This is a genomic window from Streptomyces sp. NBC_01451 (assembly GCF_036227485.1).
In the GTDB taxonomy this organism is placed as follows: domain Bacteria; phylum Actinomycetota; class Actinomycetes; order Streptomycetales; family Streptomycetaceae; genus Streptomyces.
In genome coordinates this window covers 1,554,364-1,578,305 of the sequence record NZ_CP109479.1, presented here as the reverse complement: position 1 = coordinate 1,578,305, position 23,942 = coordinate 1,554,364, and the positions used below count along the sequence as shown (strand labels likewise).

Here is a 23,942-nt window from a genome sequence, read left to right as displayed (position 1 = left end):
AACCCCGCACGCAACGCGGAGGGCCCCGAACCGTCCGGTTCGGGGCCCTCCGTACGACTGGCTGCCAGCGCGGTGCTACGGCAGCTGTGCCGCCCGTGCCTCGCGGCGGGTGCCGCGGAAGTTGTTCACCCGGCGGGCCGTGGCGAACAGCGGGATCACCGCGCCCAGGACGAGCTGCAGGGCGCAGCCGGTCTGGAGGAGGAGCTGGCCGCCGGGGGCGTCGAAGGCCCAGGCCGCCAGGAGGCCCATTCCGGAGACGATCCAGGCGATCATCGCGATCGCGAGGGGACCCCGCGGCTTCGGGTACTCGACCCGGCTCACCATCAGCCAGGCGGTGCCGACGATGGCCATGAGCGTGGCCACGAACGGCAGTTCCAGAAGCACGATCGAGACGACCGTCAGGGCGCCGAAGGGACTCGGCATGCCCTGGAAGGTGCCGTCCTTCACCGTCACGCACGAGAATCTCGCGAGTCTCAGCACCACGGCGAGCAGGACGACGATCGCGCCGACCGCGGCCACCTTCTGGTACGCGTCGTCCGCGACCATGCCGTACACCAGCACGAAGTACGCCGGCGCGAGACCGAAGCTGATCAGGTCGGAGAGGTTGTCCAGCTCGGCGCCCATGGGGGAGGAGCGCAGCTTGCGGGCGACCAGACCGTCGAAGAGGTCGAAGACCGCCGCGCAGAGCATCAGGATCACCGCGGTCGCCGCCGAGTGACGGGCCATGCCCGACTCGTCACTGCCGGTGAGGTGCGGGATCAGGATGCCCGTGGTGGTGAAGTACACCGCCATGAAGCCACAGGTGGCGTTGCCGAGGGTGAGGGTGTCCGCTATTGAGAGGCGGAGAGAAAGAGGCATCTCCTCCTCGTCGTCACCCACCTCGTCGGCCTCCGGCACCCACTGGGTCTCGGGATCAATCACGGTCAATGCGAGTCACCCCTGCCACCGTCTTCTGGCCGACCTCGACCGCGGCCTCGACACCCTCGGGGAGGTAGATGTCGACGCGCGAGCCGAAGCGGATCAGGCCGATCCGGTCGCCCTGCTCGACCTTCGTGCCCTGCGGGACGTACGGGACGATGCGGCGAGCGACCGCACCGGCGATCTGGATCATCTCGATGTCACCGAGTTCGGTGTCGAAGTGCCAGACGACTCTCTCGTTGTTCTCGCTCTCCTTGTTGAACGCCGGAACGAACCCGCCCGGGATGTGCTCGACGGACGTCACCGTGCCGGAGAGAGGCGCGCGGTTGACGTGTACGTTGAGCGGGCTCATGAAGATCGCGACGCGGGTACGGCCGTCCTTCCAGGGCATGATGCTCTGGACCACGCCGTCGGCGGGAGAGATGACCCGGCCCTGGGTGATCTCGCGCTCGGGGTCGCGGAAGAACCACAGCATGCCCGCCGCCAGCGCGGTGGCGGGTACGGCCACGGCCTTGGCGGCGCCGGACTTGCGCGCGCGTACCAGGCTGAGGGCTGCGGTGGCGACGGTCGGGAGGAGCCACGGCGATGCTCCGCGCGCCAGGCGTACGCCTGCCAGGCTGTCGCGAGGTGCAGAGGTTTGGCTGTGGGGCATGGATGACCTTCGTAGCGGATGATGCCGCGCTGTATCAGGGGACGGCGGCTTTCCGGCGATCGTAGCGGCTCACGACCACAACTGGGTAAGCCAGGAAGCCGAGTCGACGGCTGAAGAGTGCTGACGGGGTGTGATCTTCTTCTCCAAGAAAACACCCCGAAGCGGACAATCAGCCCTGGAATTTGTACTCTTCGAGCAACCTGCGCCCGATGATCATTTTCTGGATCTCGGCGGTCCCTTCGCCGATCAGCAGCATCGGTGCCTCCCGGTAGAGGCGCTCGATCTCGTACTCCTTGGAGAAGCCGTAGCCGCCGTGGATCCGGAAGGCGTCTTCCACGACCTCTTTGCAGTACTCGGAGGCGAGGTACTTCGCCATCCCTGCTTCGAGGTCGTTTCGCTCACCGGAGTCCTTTTTGCGTGCCGCGTTAACCATCATCGCATGGGCGGCTTCGACCTTGGTAGCCATCTCGGCCAGCTTGAACTGGATCGCCTGGTGCTGGGCGATCGGCTTGCCGAAAGTGTGCCGTTGCTGGGCATACGAGACGCCGAGTTCGAACGCACGCTGAGCGACACCGCAGCCACGTGCGGCGACATTGACACGTCCCACCTCGACGCCGTCCATCATTTGGTAAAAACCCCGGCCGGTGGTGCCACCGAGAACGCGATTGGCCGGAATTCGCAGTCCGTCCATGATGAGTTCGGTGGTATCGACACCCTTGTAGCCCATCTTGTCGATCTTGCCCGGGATGGTGAGACCGGGCCGGACCTCACCGAAGCCCGGCTCCTTCTCGACCAGGAAGGTGGTCATCGACTTGTGGGGCGCGGTCCCCTCCGGGTGTCCTTCGTCACTTCGGACGAGTACGGCGACCAGGTTGGACGTTCCGCCGTTCGTCAGCCACATCTTCTGGCCGTTGAGGACGTACTCGTCGCCGTCCTTGACCGCCTTCGAGGTGATCGCCGACACGTCCGAGCCGAGCGCCGGCTCCGACATCGAGAAGGCGCCGCGGACGTCGCCCGCCGCCATCCTCGGCAGGAAGTGGTCCTTCTGCTCCTGGGTGCCGTGCTGCTTGAGCATGTACGCCACGATGAAGTGGGTGTTGATGATCCCGGAGACCGACATCCAGCCACGCGCGATCTCCTCGACGCACAGCGCGTACGTCAGGAGCGACTCGCCGAGGCCGCCGTACTCCTCGGGGATCATCAGGCCGAACAGGCCCAACTCCTTGAGGCCGTCGACGATCTGCTGCGGATACTCGTCGCGGTGCTCCAGCCCGGTCGCGACCGGGATGATCTCCTTGTCCACGAAGTCCCGGACCGTGGACAGGATCTCCTGCTGGACGTCGGTCAGACCGGCGGTCTGGGCGAGTCGCGCCATGGCTACTTCACCTGTTCCTTGAGCTCGGGGCGGCCGGGCTGCTCGCCGCCGCGCTCCTTGATGTACGTCTCGGTCGGCACCATCACCTTGCGGCGGAACACACAGACCAGCGTGCCGTCCTGCTTGTAGCCCTTCGTCTCCACGTGGACGATTCCGCGGTCGTTCTTCGACCGGGAGGGCGTCTTGTCGAGGACGGTCGTCTCGCCGTAGATCGTGTCGCCGTGGAAGGTCGGCGCCACGTGCTTCAGCGACTCGACCTCCAGGTTCGCGATCGCCTTGCCCGACACGTCCGGTACGGACATGCCCAGCAGCAGGGAGTAGATGTAGTTCCCCACGACGACGTTCTTGCCGAAGTCGGTCGTGTTCTCCGCATAGTTGGCGTCCATGTGGAGCGGGTGGTGGTTCATCGTCAGGAGGCAGAACAGATGGTCGTCGTACTCCGTGACGGTCTTCCCGGGCCAGTGCTTGTAGACCGCGCCGACCTCGAACTCCTCGTAGGTGCGTCCGAACTGCATGGTGTTCAGGCCTCCGGGGCTTCGAACTTGGACGTACGCTGCATGCCCGCGGCCCGGCCCTTGCCGGAGATGACCAGGGCCATCTTGCGGCTCGCCTCGTCGATCATCTCGTCGCCGATCATCGCGGAGCCCTTCTTGCCGCCCGCCTCGGACGTGAAGTACTCGTAAGCGTCGAGGATCAGCTCGGCGTGGTCGAAGTCCTCCTGCGAGGGGGAGAAGATCTCGTTGGACGCCTCGACCTGGCCCGGGTGCAGCACCCACTTGCCGTCGAAACCGAGGGCGGCGGCACGCTGCGCGACCTCGCGGTAGCCGTCGACGTTGCGGATCTGGAGGTAGGGGCCGTCGATCGCCTGGAGGTTGTTGGCGCGGGCGGCCATCAGGATCTTCATCAGGATGTAGTGGTAGGCGTCCGCCGGGTAGCCGGGCGGCTGCTCACCCACGACGAGCGACTTCATGTTGATCGACGCCATGAAGTCGGCCGGGCCGAAGATGATCGTCTCGACGCGCGGGGAGGCCGTCGCGATCTCGTTGACGTTGTTGAGGCCCTGGGCGTTCTCGATCTGCGCCTCGATGCCGATCCTGCCGACCTCGAAGCCCATCGTCTTCTCGATCTGCGTCAGCAGGAGGTCGAGGGCGACGACCTGCTGGGCGGTCTGCACCTTCGGCAGCATGATGCAGTCGAGATTCGGGCCCGCGCCCTCGACGACCGTCACGACGTCGCGGTACGTCCACTCGGTCGTCCAGTCGTTGACGCGCACGACCGTCGTCTTGCCCGTCCAGTCGCCCTCGTTGAGGAACTTGACGATGGTGTGCCGCGCCTCGGGCTTGGCCAGCGGGGCGCACGCGTCCTCCAGGTCCAGGAAGACCTGGTCGGCCGGCAGGCCCTGGGCCTTCTCCAGGAAACGGGGGTTGCTCCCGGGGACCGCGAGACAGGAGCGTCGCGGACGCAGACGGTTGACGGGCGTGGTCATGCGGGGACCTCCAGGGGGTCGAGCTTGTTCGCTTTCCGGATCTCGTCGACTATGCGGCCGATGATTCCGGTGATGTCGAAGTCCTTCGGGGTGAAGACCGCGGCCACGCCCGCAGCCCTGAGCTTTTCGGCGTCACCATGGGGGATGATCCCACCGGCGATGACAGGTACGTCTGTGGCACCGGCCACACGCAGCCGCTCCAGGACGTCCGGCACCAGCTGGGCGTGCGAGCCGGACAGGATGGACAGGCCCACGCCGTGCACGTCCTCGGCGATCGCCGCGTCCACGATCTGCTCCGGGGTGAGCCGGATGCCCTGGTAGACCACCTCGAACCCGGCGTCACGGGCCCGCACGGCGATCTGCTCGGCACCGTTGGAGTGCCCGTCCAGACCCGGCTTGCCGACCAGGAACCGGAGCTTGCCGACGCCCATCTCCTGCGCCGTGATCTCCACCTTGCGGCGGACCAGCGCCAGCCCGGTGCCCTCTGCGGCGGCCACCGCGACCGGCGCGGACGAGACGCCGGTCGGCGCCCGGAACTCCCCGAACACCTCGCGCAGGGCCCCGGCCCACTCACCGGTCGTGACGCCGGCGCGGGCGCACTCCAGGGTGGCCTCCATGAGGTTGCCGGTGCCCTTCGCGGCCTCCTTGAGCCGCTCCAGCGCCTTGCAGGGGCGCGGGTGGTTGAACGGCGGCTGGTAGCGCGTGTCGCGCCAGCCCTGGAGCGCGGAGGTCACCCGGGCCTCGACGGCCGGATCGACCGTCTGGATCGCCGCGTCGAGGTCGGCCGTGAGCGGGTTCGGCTCGGTCGACTCGAAGATGTTGACGCCCACGATCTTCTCCTGACCGGACTCGATACGGGCCCGCCGCTCGGCGTGCGAGGCGACGAGCTGCGACTTCAGGTAGCCCGACTCGACGGCGGCCATCGCGCCGCCCATCTCCTCGATACGGCCCATCTCGGCAAGCGACTCCTCGACCAGCTCGGCCACCTTCGCCTCGACGACGTGTGACCCGGCGAAGATGTCCTCGTACTCCAGCAGGTCGCTCTCGTAGGCGAGCACCTGCTGCATCCGCAGCGACCACTGCTGGTCCCAGGGCCGGGGCAGCCCCAGCGCCTCGTTCCACGCCGGGAGCTGGACGGCACGCGCGCGTGCGTCCTTCGACAGCGTCACCGCCAGCATCTCCAGCACGATCCGCTGGACGTTGTTCTCCGGCTGCGCCTCGGTCAGTCCGAGGGAGTTGACCTGCACGCCGTACCGGAAGCGCCGCTGCTTGGGGTTCTCGATGCCGTACCGCTCGCGCGTGACCTGGTCCCAGATCCGCCCGAACGCCCGCAGCTTGCACATCTCCTCGACGAACCGGACGCCCGCGTTCACGAAGAAGGAGATACGGGCCACGACGTCACCGAACTTCTCGGCGGGCACCTGTCCCGAGTCCCGTACGGCGTCCAGTACCGCGACGGCTGTCGACATGGCGTACGCGATCTCCTGGACCGGGGTCGCCCCCGCCTCCTGGAGGTGATAGCTGCATATGTTGATCGGGTTCCACTTGGGGATGTGGTTGACCGTGTAGCAGATCATGTCGGTCGTCAGCCGGAGCGAGGGTCCCGGCGGGAACACGTGCGTGCCCCTCGACAGGTACTCCTTGACGATGTCGTTCTGCGTCGTCCCCTGGAGCGTGGTGATGTCGACACCCTGCTCCTCGGCGACGACCTGGTAGAGCGCCAGCAGCCACATGGCGGTGGCGTTGATCGTCATCGAGGTGTTCATCTGGTCCAGGGGGATGTCCTGGAACAGCCGGCGCATGTCACCGAGGTGCGAGACGGGGACGCCGACCCGGCCGACCTCGCCGCGGGCGAGGATGTGGTCGGGGTCGTACCCGGTCTGGGTCGGCAGGTCGAAGGCCACCGACAGACCTGTCTGGCCCTTGGCGAGGTTGCGCCGGTACAGCTCGTTGGACGCCTCGGCCGTGGAGTGACCGGCGTACGTGCGCATGAGCCACGGCCGGTCCCTTTCCTTTCGCTGACGCTCACTCATCAGTGACCTCCGGTCTCAGATGTTCCGGAAGCGGTTGATGGCGTCGATGTGCTGGGCGCGCTTCTCCTGGTCGCGCACACCGAGACCCTCCTCGGGGGCCAGGCACAGGACGCCGACCTTGCCCTGGTGGAGGTTGCGGTGGACGTCGTAGGCGGCCTGCCCGGTCTCCTCCAGGGCGTACACCTTGGAGAGCGTCGGGTGGATCTTGCCCTTGGCGACCAGCCGGTTGGCCTCCCAGGCCTCGCGGTAGTTGGCGAAGTGCGAGCCGATGATCCGCTTGAGGGACATCCACAGGTAGCGGTTGTCGTACTCGTGGTTGTAGCCCGAGGTGGAGGCGCAGGTGACGATCGTGCCGCCCTTGCGGGTGACGTAGACGGACGCGCCGAAGGTCTCGCGGCCGGGGTGCTCGAAGACGATGTCGACGTCCTCGCCGCCGGTCAGCTCGCGGATGCGCTTGCCGAACCGCTTCCACTCACGCGGGTCCTGGTGGTGTTCGTCCGCCCAGAACCTGTAGTCCTCGGCGTTGCGGTCGATGATCGCGTCGGCGCCCATCGCCCGGCAGATGTCCGCCTTCTGCTCGCTGGAGACGACACAGATGGGGTTGGCGCCGCCGGCCAGCGCGAACTGCGTGGCGTACGAGCCCAGGCCGCCGCTCGCGCCCCAGATCAGGACGTTGTCGCCCTGCTTCATCCCGGCGCCGTTGCGCGACACCAGCTGGCGGTACGCGGTGGAGTTGACCAGCCCGGGTGCGGCGGCCTCCTCCCAGCTCAGGTGGTCCGGCTTGGGCATCAGCTGGTTGGACTTGACAAGGGCTATCTCCGCCAGCCCGCCGAAGTTCGTCTCGAAGCCCCAGATGCGCTGCTCGGGGTCGAGCATCGTGTCGTTGTGCCCGTCCGACGACTCCAGCTCCACCGACAGGCAGTGCGCGACGACCTCGTCGCCGGGCTTCCAGGCGTTGACGCCCGGGCCGGTGCGCAGGACGACGCCCGCGAGGTCGGAGCCGATGATGTGGTACGGCAGGTCGTGGCGCTTGGTGAGCTCGCTGAGCTTTCCGTAGCGCTCCAGGAAGCCGAAGGTCGACAGCGGCTCGAAGATCGACGTCCAGACCGAGTTGTAGTTGACCGAGGAGGCCATGACGGCCACCAGGGCCTCGCCCGGGCCGAGTTCCGGCACCGGGACGTCGTCCAGGTGGATCGACTTGCGGGGGTCCTTGTCGCGGGTTTCGAGGCCCGCGAACATGTCCGTCTCGTCCTTGTGCACGGTGATGGCACGGTACGACTCGGGGAGCGGCAGAGCGGCGATGTCGGCCGGAGTCGAGTCCGGCGACTGGATCGCGTCCAGGATGTCCTTCACGGTCACGGTGTTGCCTCCGGCGAATGGCGTCTTGAGGGAAGACGTTGAGGGTTACGTCGGTGCTGCTGAGGGTTGGGTGTGAGACGTGCCGTCGGTTCGGCGGGTGGTGCTTCGGCAGCGCGTGGTGGCGCGGGAGGTTGCCTGTGACGCAGGCGTCCGGGCGCGCAGACTGGGGGTCCCCCCAGGCCCTTGAGGCACTGGGGGAGGTTTGCGGGGACAGCCGACGTACGAATGGTCTCTGCACGCCGGCCGCCCGGACACCTTCAAGGTATGACACCGCGTGTCAGGTGACAAGGCACTGAGTGCCAGAAAATGGCCTCAGATGAAATCTTTACGTAACAAATGAGCGATGATCGATCAAAGGCTACTGGGGAGTAGATCCCGCGGGTCCCGGGCGAGGGACAGAGAAGAGGCGGGCCGCAGTATCCGCGACCCGCCTCTTCCGAAAGCTCTTCCGCTCTACGGCCGTTCCTTCAGCGCCTGCTCGATGGTGCGCATCACCTCGTCGAGCGGTGCGTCGGTCCGCGCCACGGCGACCAGCACCTCTCCCTGCGAGGCCACCGAGGCCGGAACGGCCCGGGCGGCGGTGTCGCGACCTGCCCCGATGCCCGTGCCGAAGGTCTTCCGCACGATCCCGAAGGCGTGGTCGAGCTGGGTCTCGACGTCGCCCTGGCCACCCGCCCGCAGCCAGCGCCGCAGGACGTGGTTGTGGGCGGTGACCACGGCCGACGCGGCGACCTCGGCCAGCAGCGGATCGTCGTTCGCGTCGTCGTCGTGCGCGTGCTCGTCGAAGTGGCCCAGGAGGTAGCGGGTGAAGAGACGCTCGTAGCGGGCGACCGACGCGATCTCCGCCTCCCGCAGGGTGGGCACCTCGCGCGTCAGCTTGTAGCGGGCGACCGAGATCTCCGGCCGGGCCGCGTACATCTTCATGACTTCCTTGATGCCGCGGCACACGGTGTCGAGGGGATGCTCGTGCGCCGGAGCCGCGTTGAGCACCGCCTCGGCCCGGATCAAGGTGTCGTCGTGGTCCGGGAAGATCGCCTCTTCCTTGGAGCGGAAGTGCCGGAAGAAGGTGCGGCGGGCCACGCCGGCCCGGGCCGCGATCTCGTCGACGGTGGTGCCTTCGTAGCCCTTGGTGGAGAACAGCTCCATCGCCGCCGCCGCCAGTTCTCGGCGCATCTTGAGCCGCTGGGCGGCCGCGCGGCCGCCCGCGGCACTCTCCGGCGCGTCGGGCGTGGCTGGGGTACGGGAGGACTTGGCGGGCTGGGACATGACCCGAACGTACTGCATCTGCGCAGGGTGGCGCGCGCGTCCGGGATCACCCCCGCCCTGGGCGGGCGGGGGCGGGGAGGCCGGGTCGAGAAGTCCGCCCCAGTCCTCGTCGTGCCGGGGAACGCGCCCGAACCCCTGTCCGAAGCCGGGCCCGGACCAGTCGCCGGCCCCGTCAGCGGCGGGCATATTCGCGGAAGCCGCGGCCCGTCTTGCGGCCGAGGCAGCCCGCGGCCACCAGATGCTCCAGGAGCGGCGCGGGGGCCAGACCCGGGTCACGGAACTCGCGGTGCAGGACCTTCTCGATGGCCAGGGAGACGTCCAGCCCGACCACGTCCAGCAGTTCGAACGGGCCCATCGGGTAGCCGCCGCCCAGCTTCATCGCCGCGTCGATGTCGTCAAGAGACGCATAGTGCTCCTGCACCATCTTGATCGCGTTGTTGAGATACGGGAAAAGCAACGCGTTGACGATGAATCCGGCCCGGTCGCCGCAGTCGACGGCATGCTTCTTGATCCGGACACACACCTCGCGGACCGTCGAGTGGACGTCGTCGGCCGTCAGCACCGTGCGGACGACCTCGACCAGCTTCATCGCCGGCGCCGGGTTGAAGAAGTGCATGCCGATCACGTCCTGGGGACGCGAGGTGGCACGGGCGCACGCGATGACGGGCAGCGAGGAGGTGGTGGTGGCCAGCACCGCGCCCGGCTTGCAGACCTTGTCCAGCGTCGCGAACAGCTGCTGCTTGACCTCCAGGTCCTCGGCGACGGCCTCGACCGCCAGATCGACGTCCGCGAAGGCGTCGTACGAGCCCGCCGCGGTGATCCGGTCGAGGGTCTGCGCGGCGGCCTCGGCGGTCAGGCGGCCCTTGTCGACGGAGCGGGCCAGCGACTTGCCGATCCTGGCCTTGGCGGTCTGGGCCTTCTCCTCGCTGCGGGCGGCGAGGACCACGTCGTATCCGGCCTTCGCGAAGACCTCGGCGATCCCGGAGGCCATCGTGCCGGAACCGGCGACACCCACGGAACGGACGGTGCGGCCGGGGGTCTCCGGGGCGGTGGACAGCGGCGTCAGCGCGTCCGCCACGACCGTCGCACTGCCGGGCGCCTCGTAGGAGTAGAAGCCGCGCCCCGTCTTCCTGCCGGTCAGACCGGCCTCGCTGAGCTGCTTGAGGACGGGCGCCGGGGCGTGCAGCCGGTCGTGGGACTCGGAGTACATGGCCTCCAGGACCGTACGGGCCGTGTCGATGCCGATCAGGTCGAGCAGGGCGAGCGGCCCCATGGGCAGACCGCAGCCCAGCCGCATCGCGGCGTCGATGTCCTCACGGGAGGCGTACTTCGCCTCGTACATCGCGGCGGCCTGGTTGAGGTAGCCGAACAGGAGTCCGTCGGCGACGAATCCGGGGCGGTCGCCGACCGCGACGGGCTCCTTGCCGAGCTCGATCGCCAGATCGGTGACCGCGGCGACGGCCTGCGGCGCGGTCAGCACCGACGAGACCACCTCGACCAGCTTCATCGCCGGAGCCGGGTTGAAGAAGTGCAGGCCCAGCACACGTTCGGGACGCGCCGAGTCGGCGGCGAGGCGGGTGACGGAGAGGGCGTTGGTGCCGGTCGCGAGGATCGTCTCCGGGCGCACGATGTCGTCGAGGGCGCGGAAGATCTGGTGCTTGACCTCGTACGACTCCGGCGCCACCTCGATGACCAGGTCGGCGTCGGCCGCCTCGCGCAGGTCGGTGGAGGTGCGGAAGCGGGCGAGGACGTCCGCGCGCTCCTGTTCGGTGAGCCGGCCGCGCACCACGGCACGGGCGGTGGAGGCCTCCAGGGCGGCGACGGCCTTCGCGGCCGTGGCCTCGCTGATGTCGATGCCGACGACCTCGCGGCCGGCGCGGGTGAGGACCTCGGTGATGCCGGTGCCCATCGTGCCGAGGCCGACCACGGCGACGGTCCCGAGCGGGGACGGAGAGGTGTGGGACAGGGGAGTGGCCATCGCGGGACTCCAGGAATGAGGGTGACGACTGGGAGCGCGCCCGGGTGCGCCGGAGGAAGCCCTGCGGACAGGGAAGCCCTGTGAACGGCGCACCGGGTGCGAGAAGAGGAGTACTGAACGCGGAGTGCGGGTGATGCCGGGCTGCGAAGCGCACACGCCCGGTGCCGTGGTCGCGGGCGTGCACACGCCCGGAGAACGGTGATGTCCGACCGGCCCTGTCCCAAGCCGTGTCGCACTCACGACGGCTGCGTCACCAGGCCGTCGTCAGCAAGCATTGCAAGCGAGTGGGTAACTCGCTCGTCTGAGCTTAACCGGTGGGTAACGAGCGCGCCAGCCCCCGGTCTTGTGATGTGCGTCCCGGGATCCTGCCCACGCGGCCTCGCTCCCGCACCTAATCTCGGCATCATGGACGAAGAGTTGCGATCACTCACGGAGCGTTTACGGTCCGAGGCCGGAGCGGCGAGCTCGGGGGCGTACGAGAACCTGGTGGCGACCGGCGACCTCGACGAGCTGGCCGATGTCCTCACCGCACCCGGGCAGCCGCTGTGGGCCAGGGAGTTGGCCGCCTTCCGCCTGGGGCTCGCCGGGGACCGGCGGGCCTTCGAGGCACTGGTCCTCCTCCTCAACCACCGTGACCCGCAGCGCTGCTCCTCCGCCGCGTACGCCCTGGCCCGCCTCGGCGATCCGCGCACGGCCCGGGCGGCAGCGGCCCTCGCCACCAACGAACTGCGCGTCGCCTACGCCCTCCACCCGGTCCGGCTGCTGGCCCAGCTGCGCGCCCCCGAGTCCGTGCCCGCGCTGATCACCACACTGGCCCGCCGCCTGAAACCGCACGACCCGCACCGACGGGTGGCGCTCGCCTGTGTCGAGGCGCTGGGCACGCTGGGGGACCGGCGGGCGGCACCGGTCCTGAACGAGGCGCTCGCGCACCCGGCGCTCGCCGAGGCCGCGGTGCACGCGCTGGCGCGCATCCCGAGGCAGAGGTGACCCCGGGGAGCTGTCAGCCGAGCAGTTCCCGCACGTACCGCACCTCCGGTACGGCGACCCCGTCCACGTCGAAGGGCTCCTCGGCGCCGTCGGCGGTGAACCCCGCCCGCTCGTAGAAGTGCCGGGCGCGGTCGTTGTCCCGGAGGACCCACAGGAGCATGCGCCGGTGCTGGGCATCGGCGCACCGGCGTACCGCCTCCCGCAGCAGCGACTGTCCGACTCCGGCGCCGAACCGCCCGGCGTCCACGTAGATCGCGTACAACTCGGCGTCGTCGGTGCGGATCTCGCCGTCCCGGTAGGGCCCGTGACAGGCCCAGCCGACGACTTCCCCGGCCTGCTCCGCGACCAGGTTGACGACCTCCGACCCGGCCCGCACGAAGAACGTCCGCCGGCGCTCGGCGTCCTCCGTCACGCTGAGGGCGTCGAGATACGGCTGCGGCATCAGGCCCTTGTAGGCGTGCTGCCAGCCCCGGATACGTATCTCGGACACGCGGTCGCAGTCGTCGAGGGCCATCTCGCGCACGAGGATCGGGTCGTTCATGGGGGCACCCTTTCAGAGCAGGGTCAGCTGGACCGGCCCGGGTGCCCCGGTGGCGGGCTCGGCGGAGTCCGTCCCTACGGGTGCCGGAATCCTGCGCGGCATCCCCGCGCGCGTGGGACCCATCCCGTACTCCTGGGCCAGCTCGTGGACCTGGCGGGTGATCCGGCGCTGGTACCACTTGGGGGCGTAGGCGCCCTCCGCGTACAACCGCTCGTACCGGCGCACCAGATGCGGGTGGTGCTGCCCGAGCCAGGCCATGTACCACTCGCGGGCCCCGGGACGCAGATGCAGCACCAGCGGGGTCACGGAGGCGGCCCCGGAGGCGGCGATCGCCCGCACGGTCGCCCGCAGTTGGGCCGGGTGGTCGCTGAGGAACGGGAGCACGGGCGCCATCAGCACCCCGCAGCCGATGCCGTGCTCGCCCAGTGCCCGTACGACGTCCAGGCGCCGTTCCGGAGCGGGGGTCCCCGGCTCGACCGTGCGCCACAGGTCGGGGTCGGTGAAGCCGACGGAGACCGAGATGCCGACATCCGTGACCTGGGAGGCCTGCACCAGCAGGTCGAGGTCGCGCAGGATCAGGGTGCCCTTCGTCAGGATCGAGAAGGGGTTCGCGTGGTCGCGCAGGGCGGTGAGGATGCCCGGCATCAGCCGGTAGCGGCCCTCCGCGCGCTGGTAGCAGTCGACGTTGGTGCCCATCGCGATGTGCTCGCCGAGCCAGTGGCGCGAGCCGAGCTGGCGGCGCAGCAGCTCCGGGGCGTTCACCTTGACGACGATCTGGGAGTCGAAGCCGAGACCGGTGTCGAGGTCCAGATAGCTGTGCGTCCTGCGCGCGAAGCAGTACACGCAGGCGTGCGTGCAGCCCCGATAGGGGTTCACCGTCCATTCGAACGGCATGCGAGAGGCCCCGGGGACCCGGTTGATGATCGAACGGGCCCGGATCTCGTGGAAGGTGATCCCGCGGAACTCGGGGGAGTCGAAGGTACGGGTGGTCACCGCGTCCGCGCCGAACAACGCGGCGTCGGCCGGGCCGGAGCCGGGCTCCACTGTGAGGTTCTCCCAGCGCATGACACCTCCTCGGTAGCACTGGCCACAGAATAGAACACATGTTCCCTTGATCGTGCGATCGTATGTTCGAGTGTTGTGAAGCTCCTGGGCGGTGCCCCCGCCGGACCCCTTGCGGGACCCCGATTTGGGCGGCCGGGCGGCGGGGTGGTTGGGTGAGCGCGAACCCCCGAAGAACCAGCTGCTGGAGGAACGCAATGGCGCAGGTCGAGGCCACCACGGAGCGCATCGTCGCGGCGGACGCGGAGACGGTGTTCGACGCCCTCGCCGAATACAGCGGCACGCGCGCGAAGGTGATGCCGGAGCAGTTCAGCGAGTACGAGGTGCGCGAGGGCGGCGACGGCGAGGGCACCCTCGTCCACTGGAAGCTCCAGGCCACCAAGAAGCGCGTCCGGGACTGTCTGCTGGAGGTCAGCGAGCCCACCGACGGTGAACTCGTGGAGAAGGACCGCAACTCCTCGATGGTCACCACCTGGCGCGTCACCCCGGCCGGCGAGGGGAAGTCGCGGGTCGTCGTCACCAGCGTCTGGGACGGCGCCGGCGGCATCGGCGGCTTCTTCGAGCGGACCTTCGCCCCCAAGGGTCTCGCCCGCATCTACGACGGCCTCCTCGACAAGCTCGCCGCCGAGGTGGAGAAGTAGCCCAAGGGGCAACCCCTTCAGGGGCGTTGGCTCCCGCCCCCGCACCTCACCGGTTCGAGTGGATCTCCGTCCCATGTACCGGTACGCCGTAACTCGTCGCGCTTGCTCGCAGTTGTCGCCCAAAGCGGGAATTGTCGGTAGGTGCGACGAGGGGAGCGGTACGTGGGCGGGATCACTCTGGTGCAGGACGAACCGGCGACCGCGCTCGCGCCACCCCCGCCCGGACCTGTGCAACTCGGCCCGCGCCAGGTCCGGTTGGTGTTCTTCGGGCTCATGCTCGCGCTGCTGCTCGCAGCCCTGGAGCAGATGATCGTCGCCACCGCGCTCCCGAAGATCGTCGGCGAGCTGCACGGCCTGGACAGGATGTCCTGGGCGATCACCGCGTACCTGCTCACCGCCACCGTCGGACTGCCGGTCTACGGCAAGCTCGGCGATCTGCTCGGCCGCAAGGGCGTGTTCCAGTTCGCGATCGTCGTCTTCGTCATCGGCTCGGCGCTGGCCGGCCGGGCGCGGACCATGGACCAGCTCATCGCCTTCCGCGCCCTCCAGGGCGTCGGCGCGGGCGGGTTGATGATCGGTGTCCAGGCGATCATCGCGGACATCGTGCCGCCGCGCGAACGTGGGCGCTTCATGGGCCTGATCGGCGCCGCGTTCGGCCTCGCCTCGGTCGCCGGCCCCCTGCTGGGCGGCTACTTCACCGACCACCTCTCCTGGCGGTGGTGCTTCTGGTTCAACGTGCCGTTCGGCCTGCTGACGCTGGCCGTCGTCACCGTCGTACTGAAACTGCCGAAGCCCACGGCCAAGGCCCGCCTCGACGTCCTCGGGGCGCTGCTGCTCGCCACGGCCTCGACCTGCCTGGTCCTGCTGACCAGTTGGGGCGGCACCGAGTACGCGTGGCGCTCGCGCGAGATCCTCGGCCTCGGCGCCGGAGCGGTCGTGGCGGCCGTGCTCTTCGTCGTCGCCGAGCACTTCGCGCCCGAACCCCTCATCCCGCTGCGGCTGTTCAGGGACTCCGTCTTCAACGTCACCGGCCTGGTGGGCCTGGTGATCGGCGTGGCGCTGTTCGGGGCCGCCAGCTATCTGCCGACCTTCCTCCAGATGGTCGACGGCGCCAGCGCCACCGAGTCCGGTCTGCTGATGCTGCCCATGATGGCCGGCATCGTCGGCGCGTCGATCGTCTCCGGGCAGCTCATCAGCCACACCGGCCGCTACAAGATCTGGCCGGTCCTGGGCAGCGCCCTGGCCGTGCTCGGCATGTGGCTGCTGTCCCGCCTCGAAGCGGACACGCCCCGGCTGCACTACAGCCTCTGGATGGCCCTCCTCGGCGCCGGCATCGGCATGGTGATGCCGGTCCTGGTCCTCGCCGTGCAGAACTCCGTGCGCCCCGCCGACCTCGGCACCGCGACCAGCGCCAACAACTACTTCCGGCAGATCGGCGGCAGCGTCGGCGCCGCGGTCTTCGGCACCCTCTTCGCAAACCGGCTCGCCGAGTCCCTGCGGAAGAGCCTCCCCACGCGCGCGGGAGCCCGTCTCCCCGAACCCGACTCGATCACCCCGCAGCTCGTCCACGCGCTTCCCCCGGAGCTGCGCGACAGCTACATCAGGGCGTACGCCGACGCCATGCCGCGCGTCTTCCTGTACCTCGTGCCGGTGCTGGTCGTCGGTCTGCTCATCGCCTTCTTCCTCAAGGAGAAACCGCTGGTGTCCCACCACACGGCTCCCGCCGCCCCCGACTCCACGGGCACCACGGCCACCCTGGCGGTCCCGGTGGCCTTCCCCCACCCTTCGGGCGGGGAGACCTCCGTCGCGTCGCGCCCGCCGCACGACGCCGGAATCCCGGTGTGCGGCACCGTCCAGCACCCGGACGGGACCGTCGTACCCCGCGCGGCGCTCACCCTCATCGATGTCACGGGTGCGCAGATCGGGCGCGGCGCGAGTGCCGAGGACGGGCGGTACGCGCTGTCCACGCCGGGCCCGGGCGCGTACGTCCTGATCGCCGCAGCGGGCGGCCACCAGCCGCAGGCGGTCACCGTGACCGTCGGCGAGCGGCCCGTCGAACTGGACCTCGTCCTCGGCGGCGCGGGGCGCCTGGCGGGCCGGGTGCTGACCGCGGACGGCACCGCGGTCCCGGACGCCACCGTCACGCTCACCGACGGACACGGCGAGGTCGTCGCCACCACCCGCAGCGGCTACGAGGGCCGGTACGTCATCACCGAGCTGGTGGCCGGCGAGTACACCCTCGCCGCCAGTGCTCCCGCCTTCAGCCCCGCCGCCCTCCCCGTCACCGTGCGGGCGTCCCGGGAGACCCTTCAGGACGTCCGACTCGCGGGCGGCGCCGTCCTGAAGGGCACCGTGCGGGCCGGCGGCGGACGGCCCGTCGAGGACGCGCGGGTGACCCTGCTCGACATGGCCGGCAACGTCGTGGACACGCTCACCACCCCGGCCGACGGGACGTTCGGCTTCCTGGACCTGTCCTCCGGCGAGTACACGGTCATCGCCTCCGGTTACCCGCCGGTCGCCACCGTCCTCCAGGTGGCCGGCGGCGACCGTACGGAACGCGACCTCCGGCTCGGGCACGGGGACTGAGCGGGCGGGGCGCGCGACCGTGCGCCGGAGCGGACCGGCCAGGACCAATTACCGGATTGCCACACATCGCGACCGACCGGCGCCGTACGGTGGTGAGGACGGCACAGATCTTGCGGAGCCGTGGGAAGAAGGGGCCTGCGCCATGGACCGTGGCACCGAGCCGGGCGCACCTCCCGCCCGCGGGGCTGAGGAGAGCGCGCCGGCGGAGCACGCCGCGGCCGGCCGTATCCCGCTGGCCGTGGTCGTGGTCGACCGTGAAGGCCTGGTCTCGCACTGGAGCCGGGGCGCGCGACGCCTGTTCGGCGCCTCCCGGGAGGAAGCCCTCGGCCGGCCCGCCGTCGACCTCCTGCCCGTCTCCGGTGCCCTCCCCGACACCGGTACCGACGACGATGACTCGACGCCCTACGGGCCGTACGCGGCCTACGACGGACTCGGACCCGACCTGGAGTCCTCCCTCGACGGCCGGCTGTCCTACCCGGCCGCGGGCCGCGCCCGTCTCACGGTGCCCGGCCGGGACGGCGAACGCGTCGACGTGCTCTGGTGGGCCTACCCCCTGGTGGGCCCGGGCCACGAGCGACTCCTCGTGCTCGCCGCCGACACCGACGTCCTGCGCCAGGAGGACGACGAGGTCGCTGTCGAGCGCATCGCGCCCGGATTCGCCCTGCACACCAACTTCCCCGGCGCCGACGAACTGGCCCGCAGGCTCCCCGAGATCCTGCCCAGCATGAGTGTCGGGGAAAGCGCCCGCATCGTCTCCCAGATCCTCGAACTGGGCTATCCCGTACTGGAGTTCAGCCAGAACGACCTGGTCCCGGTCACCCCCGACTGGGGCGTGCCCCGGCGCGCCGAGCGCAAGGCCCGCCGGGAGCGGGCGGCCCGCGCGGTCCAGGCAGGCGAGCCCCTGCCCGAGGACCTCCAGGACGACGTCGAGGACCTCGAACACGCGGCGGTGCGCGAGCGGCTGGAGTTCCTCAACGACGTCAGCGGGCGCATCGGCACCTCGCTCGACCTGTCCCGCACGATCATCGAGGTCAGCAGGGCCGTCGTCCCCCGCTTCACGGACGTGGCGGGCACCTATCTGCGTGAACAGGTCGTCGCGGGTGAGGGTTTCTCCGACGGAGTGCCGGACACGACGACGATGTGGCACCGCGTCGCCCTGGAGCACACCGACGAACCGGGCCGCTGGGACGACGTCGTACCGGTCGGCGAGGCCATGCCGTTCCCGGCGCACACCCCGTTCTTCCAGTGCATGACCAGCGGTCAGCCCGTCCTCGTGCCGCGCATCAGCGAACAGATGGGGCACATGATCGCCTCGCAGTTCGAGAAGCGTGACATCCGGCCGCTGATCACCGGCCGCTCCATGCTGGTCGTCCCGCTGAAGGCCCGCAACGTCGTCCTCGGCTTCATGATCCTGCTGCGCCACCCCGAGCGCGTCGAGTTCAACGACATGGACCGCGTCACCGGCGCCGAACTCGCCGCCCGCGCGGGCCTCGTGCTCGACAACGCGCGCATGTACACCTACCAGGAGAGCGTCGCCGAGACCCTCCAGGACAGCATGCTGCCGCAGATCCCCGCACGCATGGCGGGCTGCGACATCGCCACCCGCTATCTGCCCGGCACACTGCTGGGCCGCGTCGGCGGCGACTGGTTCGACTCCGTGAAACTGCCGGGCGCCCGTACCGCCCTCGTCGTCGGCGACGTGATGGGACACGGCCTCAACTCGGCAGCGATGATGGGCCAGTTGCGTACGGCCGTCCAGACCATGGCCGCCCTCGACCTGCCGCCCGCCCAGCTCCTGCGCAACCTCGACGACCTCGCCCAGCGCCTCGGCGACAACTACCTCGCGACCTGCCTCTACGCCGTCTACGACCCGATCGCCGGTGAGCTGCACCTCGCCAACGCGGGCCATATACCGCCCGTGCTGGTCCGCGCGGTGGACGGCCGGAGCGAGCTGCTCGACCTGCCCACCGGTGCGCCCATCGGCGTCGGCGGGGTGCCCTTCGAGGCGGTACGCGTGCGCGTGGAGCCCGGCGACCGGCTCGTGATGTGCACCGACGGCCTCGTCGAGGTACGCGGGGAGGACATCGGCGTGGGCCTGGCGACGCTCTGCGAGTCCGCCGCCCACCCGGCCGCCTCCATGGACGACGCCTGCGACACGATCATCCGCGCCCTGAACGTACGCGGAGGCCGCAAGGACGACGTGGCGCTGCTGATGGCCAGACTCAACGGCATCGAACCGGACGACGTCGCCGAATGGCGGCTCGCCCTCGACCCGGCCGAGGTCCGCCGGGCCCGTGCCGTGGTCCGCGAACAGCTCCACGACTGGGGCCTGGCGCGGCTGGTGGACGTCTCCGAACTGCTGGTCGGCGAACTCGTCACCAACGCCGTACGGCACTCGCACGCGCGTCCCGTCGTGCTTCGTCTCGTGCGCGGCGAGACCCTGCTGTGCGAGGTGGACGACGACGACCACACCCTGCCCACACTGCTCAGCGCCGAGCCCACGGCCGAGGCCGGCCGCGGGCTGCGCGTGGTGAGCACGCTGGCCCGGGAGTGGGGGGCGAGCCGTACCGGGGCGGGCAAGACCGTGTGGTTCGAACTCACCTTGCCACGCCGACGCTGACGTCCCGCAGTCGATGTCGGTGTCCTGTGCTTGGATTGACGTTGCCGCGGGGCCGGGGAGGCGTGTGAGGCGCACACCGGCGTACACCTCTCGAACGAGCCGTGAAGGTATGCGCGGTGCGCTTGTGGGCGTAACCGGGGCACGGTAGACCGAACTGGCCCGTCACCTCGGACGGGCAGCCGTCGCACCCTGGGGAGTTGGGCATGAGCGTGACGAGTCGGTACAGGGAGGCCTGGGAGGGCTTCTGGCGCGAGGCCCCCCACGGACAGGGAGCCGTCTTCTGGGACGCGGAGCCCGTGCTGACCGTCGGTCTCCACCTCGCCGTCTTCGAACCGCACCTCGCGGACTTCGAGTTGCCCCTGCTGGACCTCGGCTGCGGCAACGGCACCCAGACCCGGTTCCTCACCGACCGGTTCACCCGGGTCGTCGGCGCCGACCTCTCGCCCGCGGCACTGGAACGCGCCCGCCAGGCCGACCCGGAGGGCGCCGCCGAGTACGAACTGCTCGACTGCGCCGAGAAGACCGAGGTCGAGGCACTGCACGGAAAGCTCGGCGACACCAACGTGTACATGCGCGGGGTGCTCCACCAGTGCGACGCCGACGACCGGCAGACCCTCGTCGACGGCATCGCGACCCTCATCGGACAGCGCGGCCGGGCCTTCCTGGTCGAACTGTCGCAGGACGCGCGCCCCATCCTGATGGGCCTCGCGCAGAGCCCCGAGGGCCCGCCGCCCAAACTGCGCCCGGTCCTCGAACACGGCATCGCACCGGGCGAGGTGGCGGACTCGGCGGTGCCCGTGTACCTGAGCGCGGCGGGCCTGAAGGTCCTCGGGAGCGGTGAACTCCCGCTCACCACCACGGAGTACACAGCGGACGGAACCCGCATCGTGCTGCCCTCGAAGTGGGTCGTGGTGGCGCAGCAGCGCTGAGGTCCGCGGCGGCCGGAAACGTGACGCCGGAGGCCGCCGTGACCAAGTCGGAATGTGGAGAAGTCGTGGAGGATTGACGGGAGTCGTTCGGCGTGGCGAGAATGCGGATCACTTCGCTGCGTCTGAAGCGAGTGAAGTGACGCGAGTGACCTGGTCGCGCAGGCTTCGTGTGTCCGCCCGCGCCGGTCACTGGCACTCGACACACCTCCCACACATTTCGAACCACAGAGGCTCATTTTGTCGCGTTCGCTCCAGTCCAGAACTCTGACTGTCCTCGCCGCAACCGCTTTCGCCGCCGCTGTCGTACCCGTACTCGGGGCCGGTACGGCGAGCGCGACCAACGGCGGGTCGTGTCAGTCCGCCACCGTCCAGTACCGCGTCGACGGCGGCGACTGGACCTCGCAGGGCGGGTTCCACGCCTGGGACAGCGCTCCCGGCTCCGTCGAGGTGCGGCTGGCCCCGGGCCAGAGTGTCGGGGAGGGCTGCAAGTACCCCGTGTCCCTGGCCGAGTACACGACCGAGGGCCCGAACTGGAACACCTCCGGCCGCCAGACCTTCGTCGAGAAGGACACCGTCTACCTGACCTCGGCGGACGTCGCCGACGCGGGTGGCGCGGAGCACACCTGGCAGAAGCTGAGTGTGAAGACCCCGGACTGCTACGGGCAGATCGACCTGTACGGCGACGACATCGCGTACGACGGCAAGGAGGGGGAGGGCCACGGTCCCGCCCCCTACCAGCCCGACGGCGTGGTCACGCCCTACCACCTCATAGCGGCCTGGAACGGCGGCGACAAGGCGTGCGAGACCGGCGCCTCCGAGCCGCCCGCCCCCACTCCGTCGGAGCCCGCGCCGAGCACCCCGGCCACCCCGACCACGCCCGCGACTCCCACGACGCCCGCGAGCAGCGAGCCGCCCGCCGAGGAGACGACCCCGCCGGCCTCCTCCAGCACGCCGCCCACCACCCCGGACGTGCCCCCGGCGGAGTCGACGCCGCCCACCAGCCCGGAGCCCTCGCCCAGCGAGAGCACCCCGCCGCTGGCGGAGACCGGCGCCGGCGCGCCGGTCGGCACGATCGCCGGTGCGGCGGCCGTGGTGCTCGCCCTCGGCGCCGGCGCGCTCTTCCTGACCCGCCGCGCCCGCCGCTCCTGACCGGGAGCGCCGCGACCGCGGCCGTCCCGTAGCGCGACAGGTCGCCCGACAGCCCCGTTTCCGTGAGGAGGCGGGGCTGTCGCCGCGTTCCGGCTACTGAACGGTTCGGCGCGTAGATCCGTGAGTCCACCCGGGAGGCCGAAGGGGTGCTTCCTGGCCGGGACCGCGCCCGGCGCGTAACGTTCGGACAGCGAGCCGCTGACCTGCGACGGGACTGTCTCACGATGAAGATCCTCATCAGCGCCGACATGGAGGGCGCCACCGGCGTCACCTGGCCGGCCGACGTACTGCCGGGCACCCCGCAGTGGGAGCGGTGCCGTTCGATGTTCACCTCGGACGTCAACGCGGCCGTGCTCGGCTTCTTCGACGGCGGCGCCGACGAGGTGCTGGTCAACGAGGCCCACTGGACCATGCGCAACCTGCTCCTCGAACGGCTGGACGAGCGGGTGGAGATGCTCACCGGGCGCCACAAGTCGCTGTCCATGGTGGAGGGCGTGCAGCACGGCGACGTCGACGGCATCGCCTTCGTCGGCTATCACGCGGGCGCCGGAATGGAGGGCGTCCTCGCCCACACCTACCTCGCCAACTCCATCACCGGCGTGTGGGTGAACGACGTACGGGCCAGCGAAGGGCTCCTCAACTCCCATGTCGTCGCCGAGTACGGGGTTCCCGTCGTGCTCGTCACCGGCGACGACCTCGCCTGCGAGGACGCGCTCGGATACGCGCCCGAGGCGCTGAAGGTCGCCGTCAAGGACCATGTGTCGCGGTACGCCGCCGTGTGCCGGACGCCTGCCAGGACCGCCGCCGACATCCGGGCCGCCGCGAAGGAGGCCGCCGTACTGGCCGTGCGGCACGAGCCCGTCGTCGGCGGGCCGTTCACCGTCGCGCTGGAGTTCGACGCCGAGCATCTCTCCATGGCCGCCACCGTCGTGCCCGGCGTCGGGCGGATCGGGGAGCGGAAGGTGGCGTACACGAGCGGCACAATGTACGAGGGCATTCGTACCTTCAAGGCGGTCACGACGATCGTCTCGGCCGCGGTGGAGGAGCAGTATGGCTGACCAGCAGGCGCTCGACGAGGTGGTGGCGTTCACCTCCGATCTCATCCGGATCGACACGACCAACCACGGCGGCGGCGACTGTCAGGAGCGGCCCGCCGCCGAGTACGCCGCCGCCCTGCTCGCCGAGGCGGGCCTGGAGCCCACACTCCTCGAACGGACCAGGGGCCGCACCAACGTCGTCGCCCGGATCGAGGGCACCGACCCCGCCGCCGACGCCCTGCTCCTGCACGGGCACCTGGACGTCGTGCCCGCACGCGCCGACGACTGGAGCGTGCACCCGTTCTCCGGGGAGATCCGCGACGGCGTCGTCTGGGGGCGGGGCGCCGTCGACATGAAGAACATGGACGCGATGATCCTCGCCGTCGTCCGCGACTGGGCCCGCGAGGGCGTCCGGCCCCGGCGCGACATCGTGATCGCGTTCACCGCCGACGAGGAGGACAGCGCCGCCGACGGCGCCGGATTCCTGGCCGCCGAGCACCCGGGGCTGTTCGAGGGGTGCACCGAAGGGGTCGGCGAGTCCGGGGCGTTCACCTTCCACGACGGCGGCGGACGCCATCTGTACCCCATCGCCGCCGGTGAACGCGGCACCGGCTGGCTCAAGTTGACCGCCAGGGGCCGTGCCGGACACGGCTCGAAGGTCAACCACAGCAACGCCGTCACCCGCCTCGCCGCCGCCGTCGCCCGCATCGGCGCGTACGAGTGGCCACTGCGCCTCACCCCGACCGTGCAGGCAGCCTTGACCCAACTGGCCGCCCTCTACGGGATCGTGCCCGACCTGGACGACGTCGACGGGCTCCTCACCAAACTCGGACCCGCCGCCCGGCTCGTCGAGGCGACCGTCCGCAACAGCGCCAACCCGACCATGCTGAGCGCCGGTTACAAGGTCAACGTGATCCCCGGCGAAGCCGTCGCGTACGTCGACGGGCGCTTCCTGTACGGCTGCGAGGACGAGTTCCGCGCGACCCTCGACGAACTCACCGGCCCCGACGTGGAGTGGGAGTTCCACCACCGTTCGGGAGCCCTGCAAGCGCCGGTGGACTCACCCACGTACGCCCGAATGCGCGCCGCCGTCGAGGAGTTCGCGCCCGAGGGGCTCGTGGTGCCCTACTGCATGTCCGGTGGGACCGACGCCAAGCAGTTCTCGCGGCTGGGTATCACCGGGTACGGATTCGCGCCGCTGAAGCTGCCCGAGGGCTTCGACTACCAGGCACTCTTCCACGGTGTGGACGAGCGTGTCCCGGTCGAGGCGCTGCACTTCGGAGTCCGGGTACTCGACCGGTTCCTGCGCACGGCCTAGGAGTG

19 protein-coding genes are annotated in these 23,942 nt (G+C 70.0%); 8 read left to right on the top strand and 11 right to left on the bottom strand.

Annotated elements, in window-relative coordinates:
- Positions 1-75: 75 nt before the first annotated feature.
- The 9 genes from pssA to OG595_RS06805 form a co-directional block, all read right to left on the bottom strand.
- Positions 76-897, bottom strand: coding sequence for a CDP-diacylglycerol--serine O-phosphatidyltransferase (pssA, locus tag OG595_RS06845; protein ID WP_164415860.1), 822 nt, complete (start codon positions 895-897; stop codon positions 76-78).
- 16 nt (positions 898-913) lie between these two features.
- Positions 914-1,570 (bottom strand): phosphatidylserine decarboxylase, encoded by a 657-nt coding sequence (locus tag OG595_RS06840; RefSeq protein WP_329268955.1) that lies wholly within the window; start codon positions 1,568-1,570, stop codon positions 914-916.
- 169 nt (positions 1,571-1,739) lie between these two features.
- Positions 1,740-2,945 carry an acyl-CoA dehydrogenase family protein gene (locus OG595_RS06835; RefSeq protein ID WP_329268952.1) on the bottom strand — a complete coding sequence of 402 codons (1,206 nt, stop codon included), beginning with the start codon at positions 2,943-2,945 and terminating at the stop codon, positions 1,740-1,742.
- 2 nt (positions 2,946-2,947) lie between these two features.
- Positions 2,948-3,460 carry a MaoC family dehydratase gene (locus OG595_RS06830; RefSeq protein ID WP_329268951.1) on the bottom strand — a complete coding sequence of 171 codons (513 nt, stop codon included), beginning with the start codon at positions 3,458-3,460 and terminating at the stop codon, positions 2,948-2,950.
- 5 nt (positions 3,461-3,465) lie between these two features.
- Positions 3,466-4,431: an HpcH/HpaI aldolase/citrate lyase family protein gene (locus OG595_RS06825; protein WP_329268949.1), complete on the bottom strand. Its 966-nt coding sequence runs from the start codon at positions 4,429-4,431 to the stop codon at positions 3,466-3,468.
- Complete coding sequence (locus tag OG595_RS06820; RefSeq protein ID WP_329268947.1) at positions 4,428-6,464, bottom strand: protein meaA; 2,037 nt, start codon at positions 6,462-6,464, stop codon at positions 4,428-4,430. The genes OG595_RS06825 and OG595_RS06820 overlap by 4 nt, the downstream gene beginning before the upstream one ends.
- A 15-nt stretch (positions 6,465-6,479) precedes the next feature.
- Positions 6,480-7,823 (bottom strand): crotonyl-CoA carboxylase/reductase, encoded by a 1,344-nt coding sequence (gene ccrA, locus OG595_RS06815; RefSeq protein WP_329268945.1) that lies wholly within the window; start codon positions 7,821-7,823, stop codon positions 6,480-6,482.
- Positions 7,824-8,276: 453 nt separating this feature from the next.
- On the bottom strand, positions 8,277-9,089 hold the full coding sequence (locus OG595_RS06810) for a TetR/AcrR family transcriptional regulator (protein ID WP_329268943.1): 813 nt from the start codon (positions 9,087-9,089) through the stop codon (positions 8,277-8,279).
- A gap of 172 nt (positions 9,090-9,261) precedes the next feature.
- Entirely contained in the window at positions 9,262-11,067 is a 1,806-nt protein-coding gene (locus OG595_RS06805) for a 3-hydroxyacyl-CoA dehydrogenase family protein (RefSeq protein WP_329268941.1), read from the bottom strand.
- 405 nt (positions 11,068-11,472) lie between these two features.
- Between OG595_RS06805 and OG595_RS06800 the strand changes: the two genes are divergently transcribed.
- A complete protein-coding gene (locus OG595_RS06800) occupies positions 11,473-12,054 on the top strand; it encodes an adenylosuccinate lyase (protein WP_329268939.1) in 582 nt (193 codons plus the stop codon).
- Between the two features lie 13 nt (positions 12,055-12,067).
- Here the strand turns inward: OG595_RS06800 and OG595_RS06795 are convergent, their stop codons facing one another.
- Together OG595_RS06795 and OG595_RS06790 are read right to left on the bottom strand one after the other, a co-directional pair.
- Positions 12,068-12,595, bottom strand: coding sequence for a GNAT family N-acetyltransferase (locus tag OG595_RS06795; protein ID WP_329268937.1), 528 nt, complete (start codon positions 12,593-12,595; stop codon positions 12,068-12,070).
- A 12-nt stretch (positions 12,596-12,607) separates the two neighbouring features.
- A complete protein-coding gene (locus tag OG595_RS06790; protein ID WP_329268935.1) occupies positions 12,608-13,660 on the bottom strand; it encodes an Rv2578c family radical SAM protein in 1,053 nt (350 codons plus the stop codon).
- Between the two features lie 194 nt (positions 13,661-13,854).
- Here OG595_RS06790 and OG595_RS06785 point away from each other — a divergent pair, with 194 nt between their 5' ends.
- The 7 genes from OG595_RS06785 to OG595_RS06755 all read left to right on the top strand — a co-directional run bounded on the left by OG595_RS06785 (position 13,855) and on the right by OG595_RS06755 (position 23,937).
- Positions 13,855-14,298: an SRPBCC family protein gene (locus OG595_RS06785; RefSeq protein WP_327698665.1), complete on the top strand. Its 444-nt coding sequence runs from the start codon at positions 13,855-13,857 to the stop codon at positions 14,296-14,298.
- A 162-nt stretch (positions 14,299-14,460) separates the two neighbouring features.
- Entirely contained in the window at positions 14,461-16,884 is a 2,424-nt protein-coding gene (locus tag OG595_RS06780; RefSeq protein WP_329268931.1) for an MFS transporter, read from the top strand.
- Between the two features lie 142 nt (positions 16,885-17,026).
- On the top strand, positions 17,027-19,504 hold the full coding sequence (locus OG595_RS06775) for an ATP-binding SpoIIE family protein phosphatase (RefSeq protein WP_329268929.1): 2,478 nt from the start codon (positions 17,027-17,029) through the stop codon (positions 19,502-19,504).
- 203 nt (positions 19,505-19,707) lie between these two features.
- Positions 19,708-20,433, top strand: a complete 726-nt coding sequence (locus OG595_RS06770) for a class I SAM-dependent methyltransferase (RefSeq protein WP_329268927.1) — start codon at positions 19,708-19,710, stop codon at positions 20,431-20,433.
- Positions 20,434-20,670: 237 nt separating this feature from the next.
- Positions 20,671-21,582: a hypothetical protein gene (locus OG595_RS06765; protein WP_329268925.1), complete on the top strand. Its 912-nt coding sequence runs from the start codon at positions 20,671-20,673 to the stop codon at positions 21,580-21,582.
- Between the two features lie 224 nt (positions 21,583-21,806).
- Positions 21,807-22,640, top strand: a complete 834-nt coding sequence (locus OG595_RS06760) for a M55 family metallopeptidase (RefSeq protein ID WP_329268924.1) — start codon at positions 21,807-21,809, stop codon at positions 22,638-22,640.
- Positions 22,633-23,937: a M20/M25/M40 family metallo-hydrolase gene (locus tag OG595_RS06755; RefSeq protein WP_329268922.1), complete on the top strand. Its 1,305-nt coding sequence runs from the start codon at positions 22,633-22,635 to the stop codon at positions 23,935-23,937. Before OG595_RS06760 ends, OG595_RS06755 begins: the two co-directional genes overlap by 8 nt.
- Positions 23,938-23,942: the final 5 nt, after the last annotated feature.

Excerpts from the sequence above, each read along its gene's own strand:
- OG595_RS06785 (WP_327698665.1), top strand. The coding sequence starts at position 13,855 with ATGGCGCAGGTCGAGGCCACCACGGAGCGCATCGTCGCGGCGGACGCG.
- OG595_RS06835 (WP_329268952.1), bottom strand. The coding sequence starts at position 2,945 with ATGGCGCGACTCGCCCAGACCGCCGGTCTGACCGACGTCCAGCAGGAG.
- OG595_RS06760 (WP_329268924.1), top strand. The coding sequence starts at position 21,807 with ATGAAGATCCTCATCAGCGCCGACATGGAGGGCGCCACCGGCGTCACC.
- OG595_RS06810 (WP_329268943.1), bottom strand. The coding sequence starts at position 9,089 with ATGTCCCAGCCCGCCAAGTCCTCCCGTACCCCAGCCACGCCCGACGCG.
- OG595_RS06800 (WP_329268939.1), top strand. The coding sequence starts at position 11,473 with ATGGACGAAGAGTTGCGATCACTCACGGAGCGTTTACGGTCCGAGGCC.
- OG595_RS06830 (WP_329268951.1), bottom strand. The coding sequence starts at position 3,460 with ATGCAGTTCGGACGCACCTACGAGGAGTTCGAGGTCGGCGCGGTCTAC.
- OG595_RS06790 (WP_329268935.1), bottom strand. The coding sequence starts at position 13,660 with ATGCGCTGGGAGAACCTCACAGTGGAGCCCGGCTCCGGCCCGGCCGAC.
- OG595_RS06755 (WP_329268922.1), top strand. The coding sequence starts at position 22,633 with ATGGCTGACCAGCAGGCGCTCGACGAGGTGGTGGCGTTCACCTCCGAT.
- OG595_RS06820 (WP_329268947.1), bottom strand. The coding sequence starts at position 6,464 with ATGAGTGAGCGTCAGCGAAAGGAAAGGGACCGGCCGTGGCTCATGCGC.
- OG595_RS06795 (WP_329268937.1), bottom strand. The coding sequence starts at position 12,595 with ATGAACGACCCGATCCTCGTGCGCGAGATGGCCCTCGACGACTGCGAC.
- OG595_RS06825 (WP_329268949.1), bottom strand. The coding sequence starts at position 4,431 with ATGACCACGCCCGTCAACCGTCTGCGTCCGCGACGCTCCTGTCTCGCG.
- OG595_RS06775 (WP_329268929.1), top strand. The coding sequence starts at position 17,027 with ATGGACCGTGGCACCGAGCCGGGCGCACCTCCCGCCCGCGGGGCTGAG.
- OG595_RS06805 (WP_329268941.1), bottom strand. The coding sequence starts at position 11,067 with ATGGCCACTCCCCTGTCCCACACCTCTCCGTCCCCGCTCGGGACCGTC.
- OG595_RS06770 (WP_329268927.1), top strand. The coding sequence starts at position 19,708 with ATGAGCGTGACGAGTCGGTACAGGGAGGCCTGGGAGGGCTTCTGGCGC.
- OG595_RS06840 (WP_329268955.1), bottom strand. The coding sequence starts at position 1,570 with ATGCCCCACAGCCAAACCTCTGCACCTCGCGACAGCCTGGCAGGCGTA.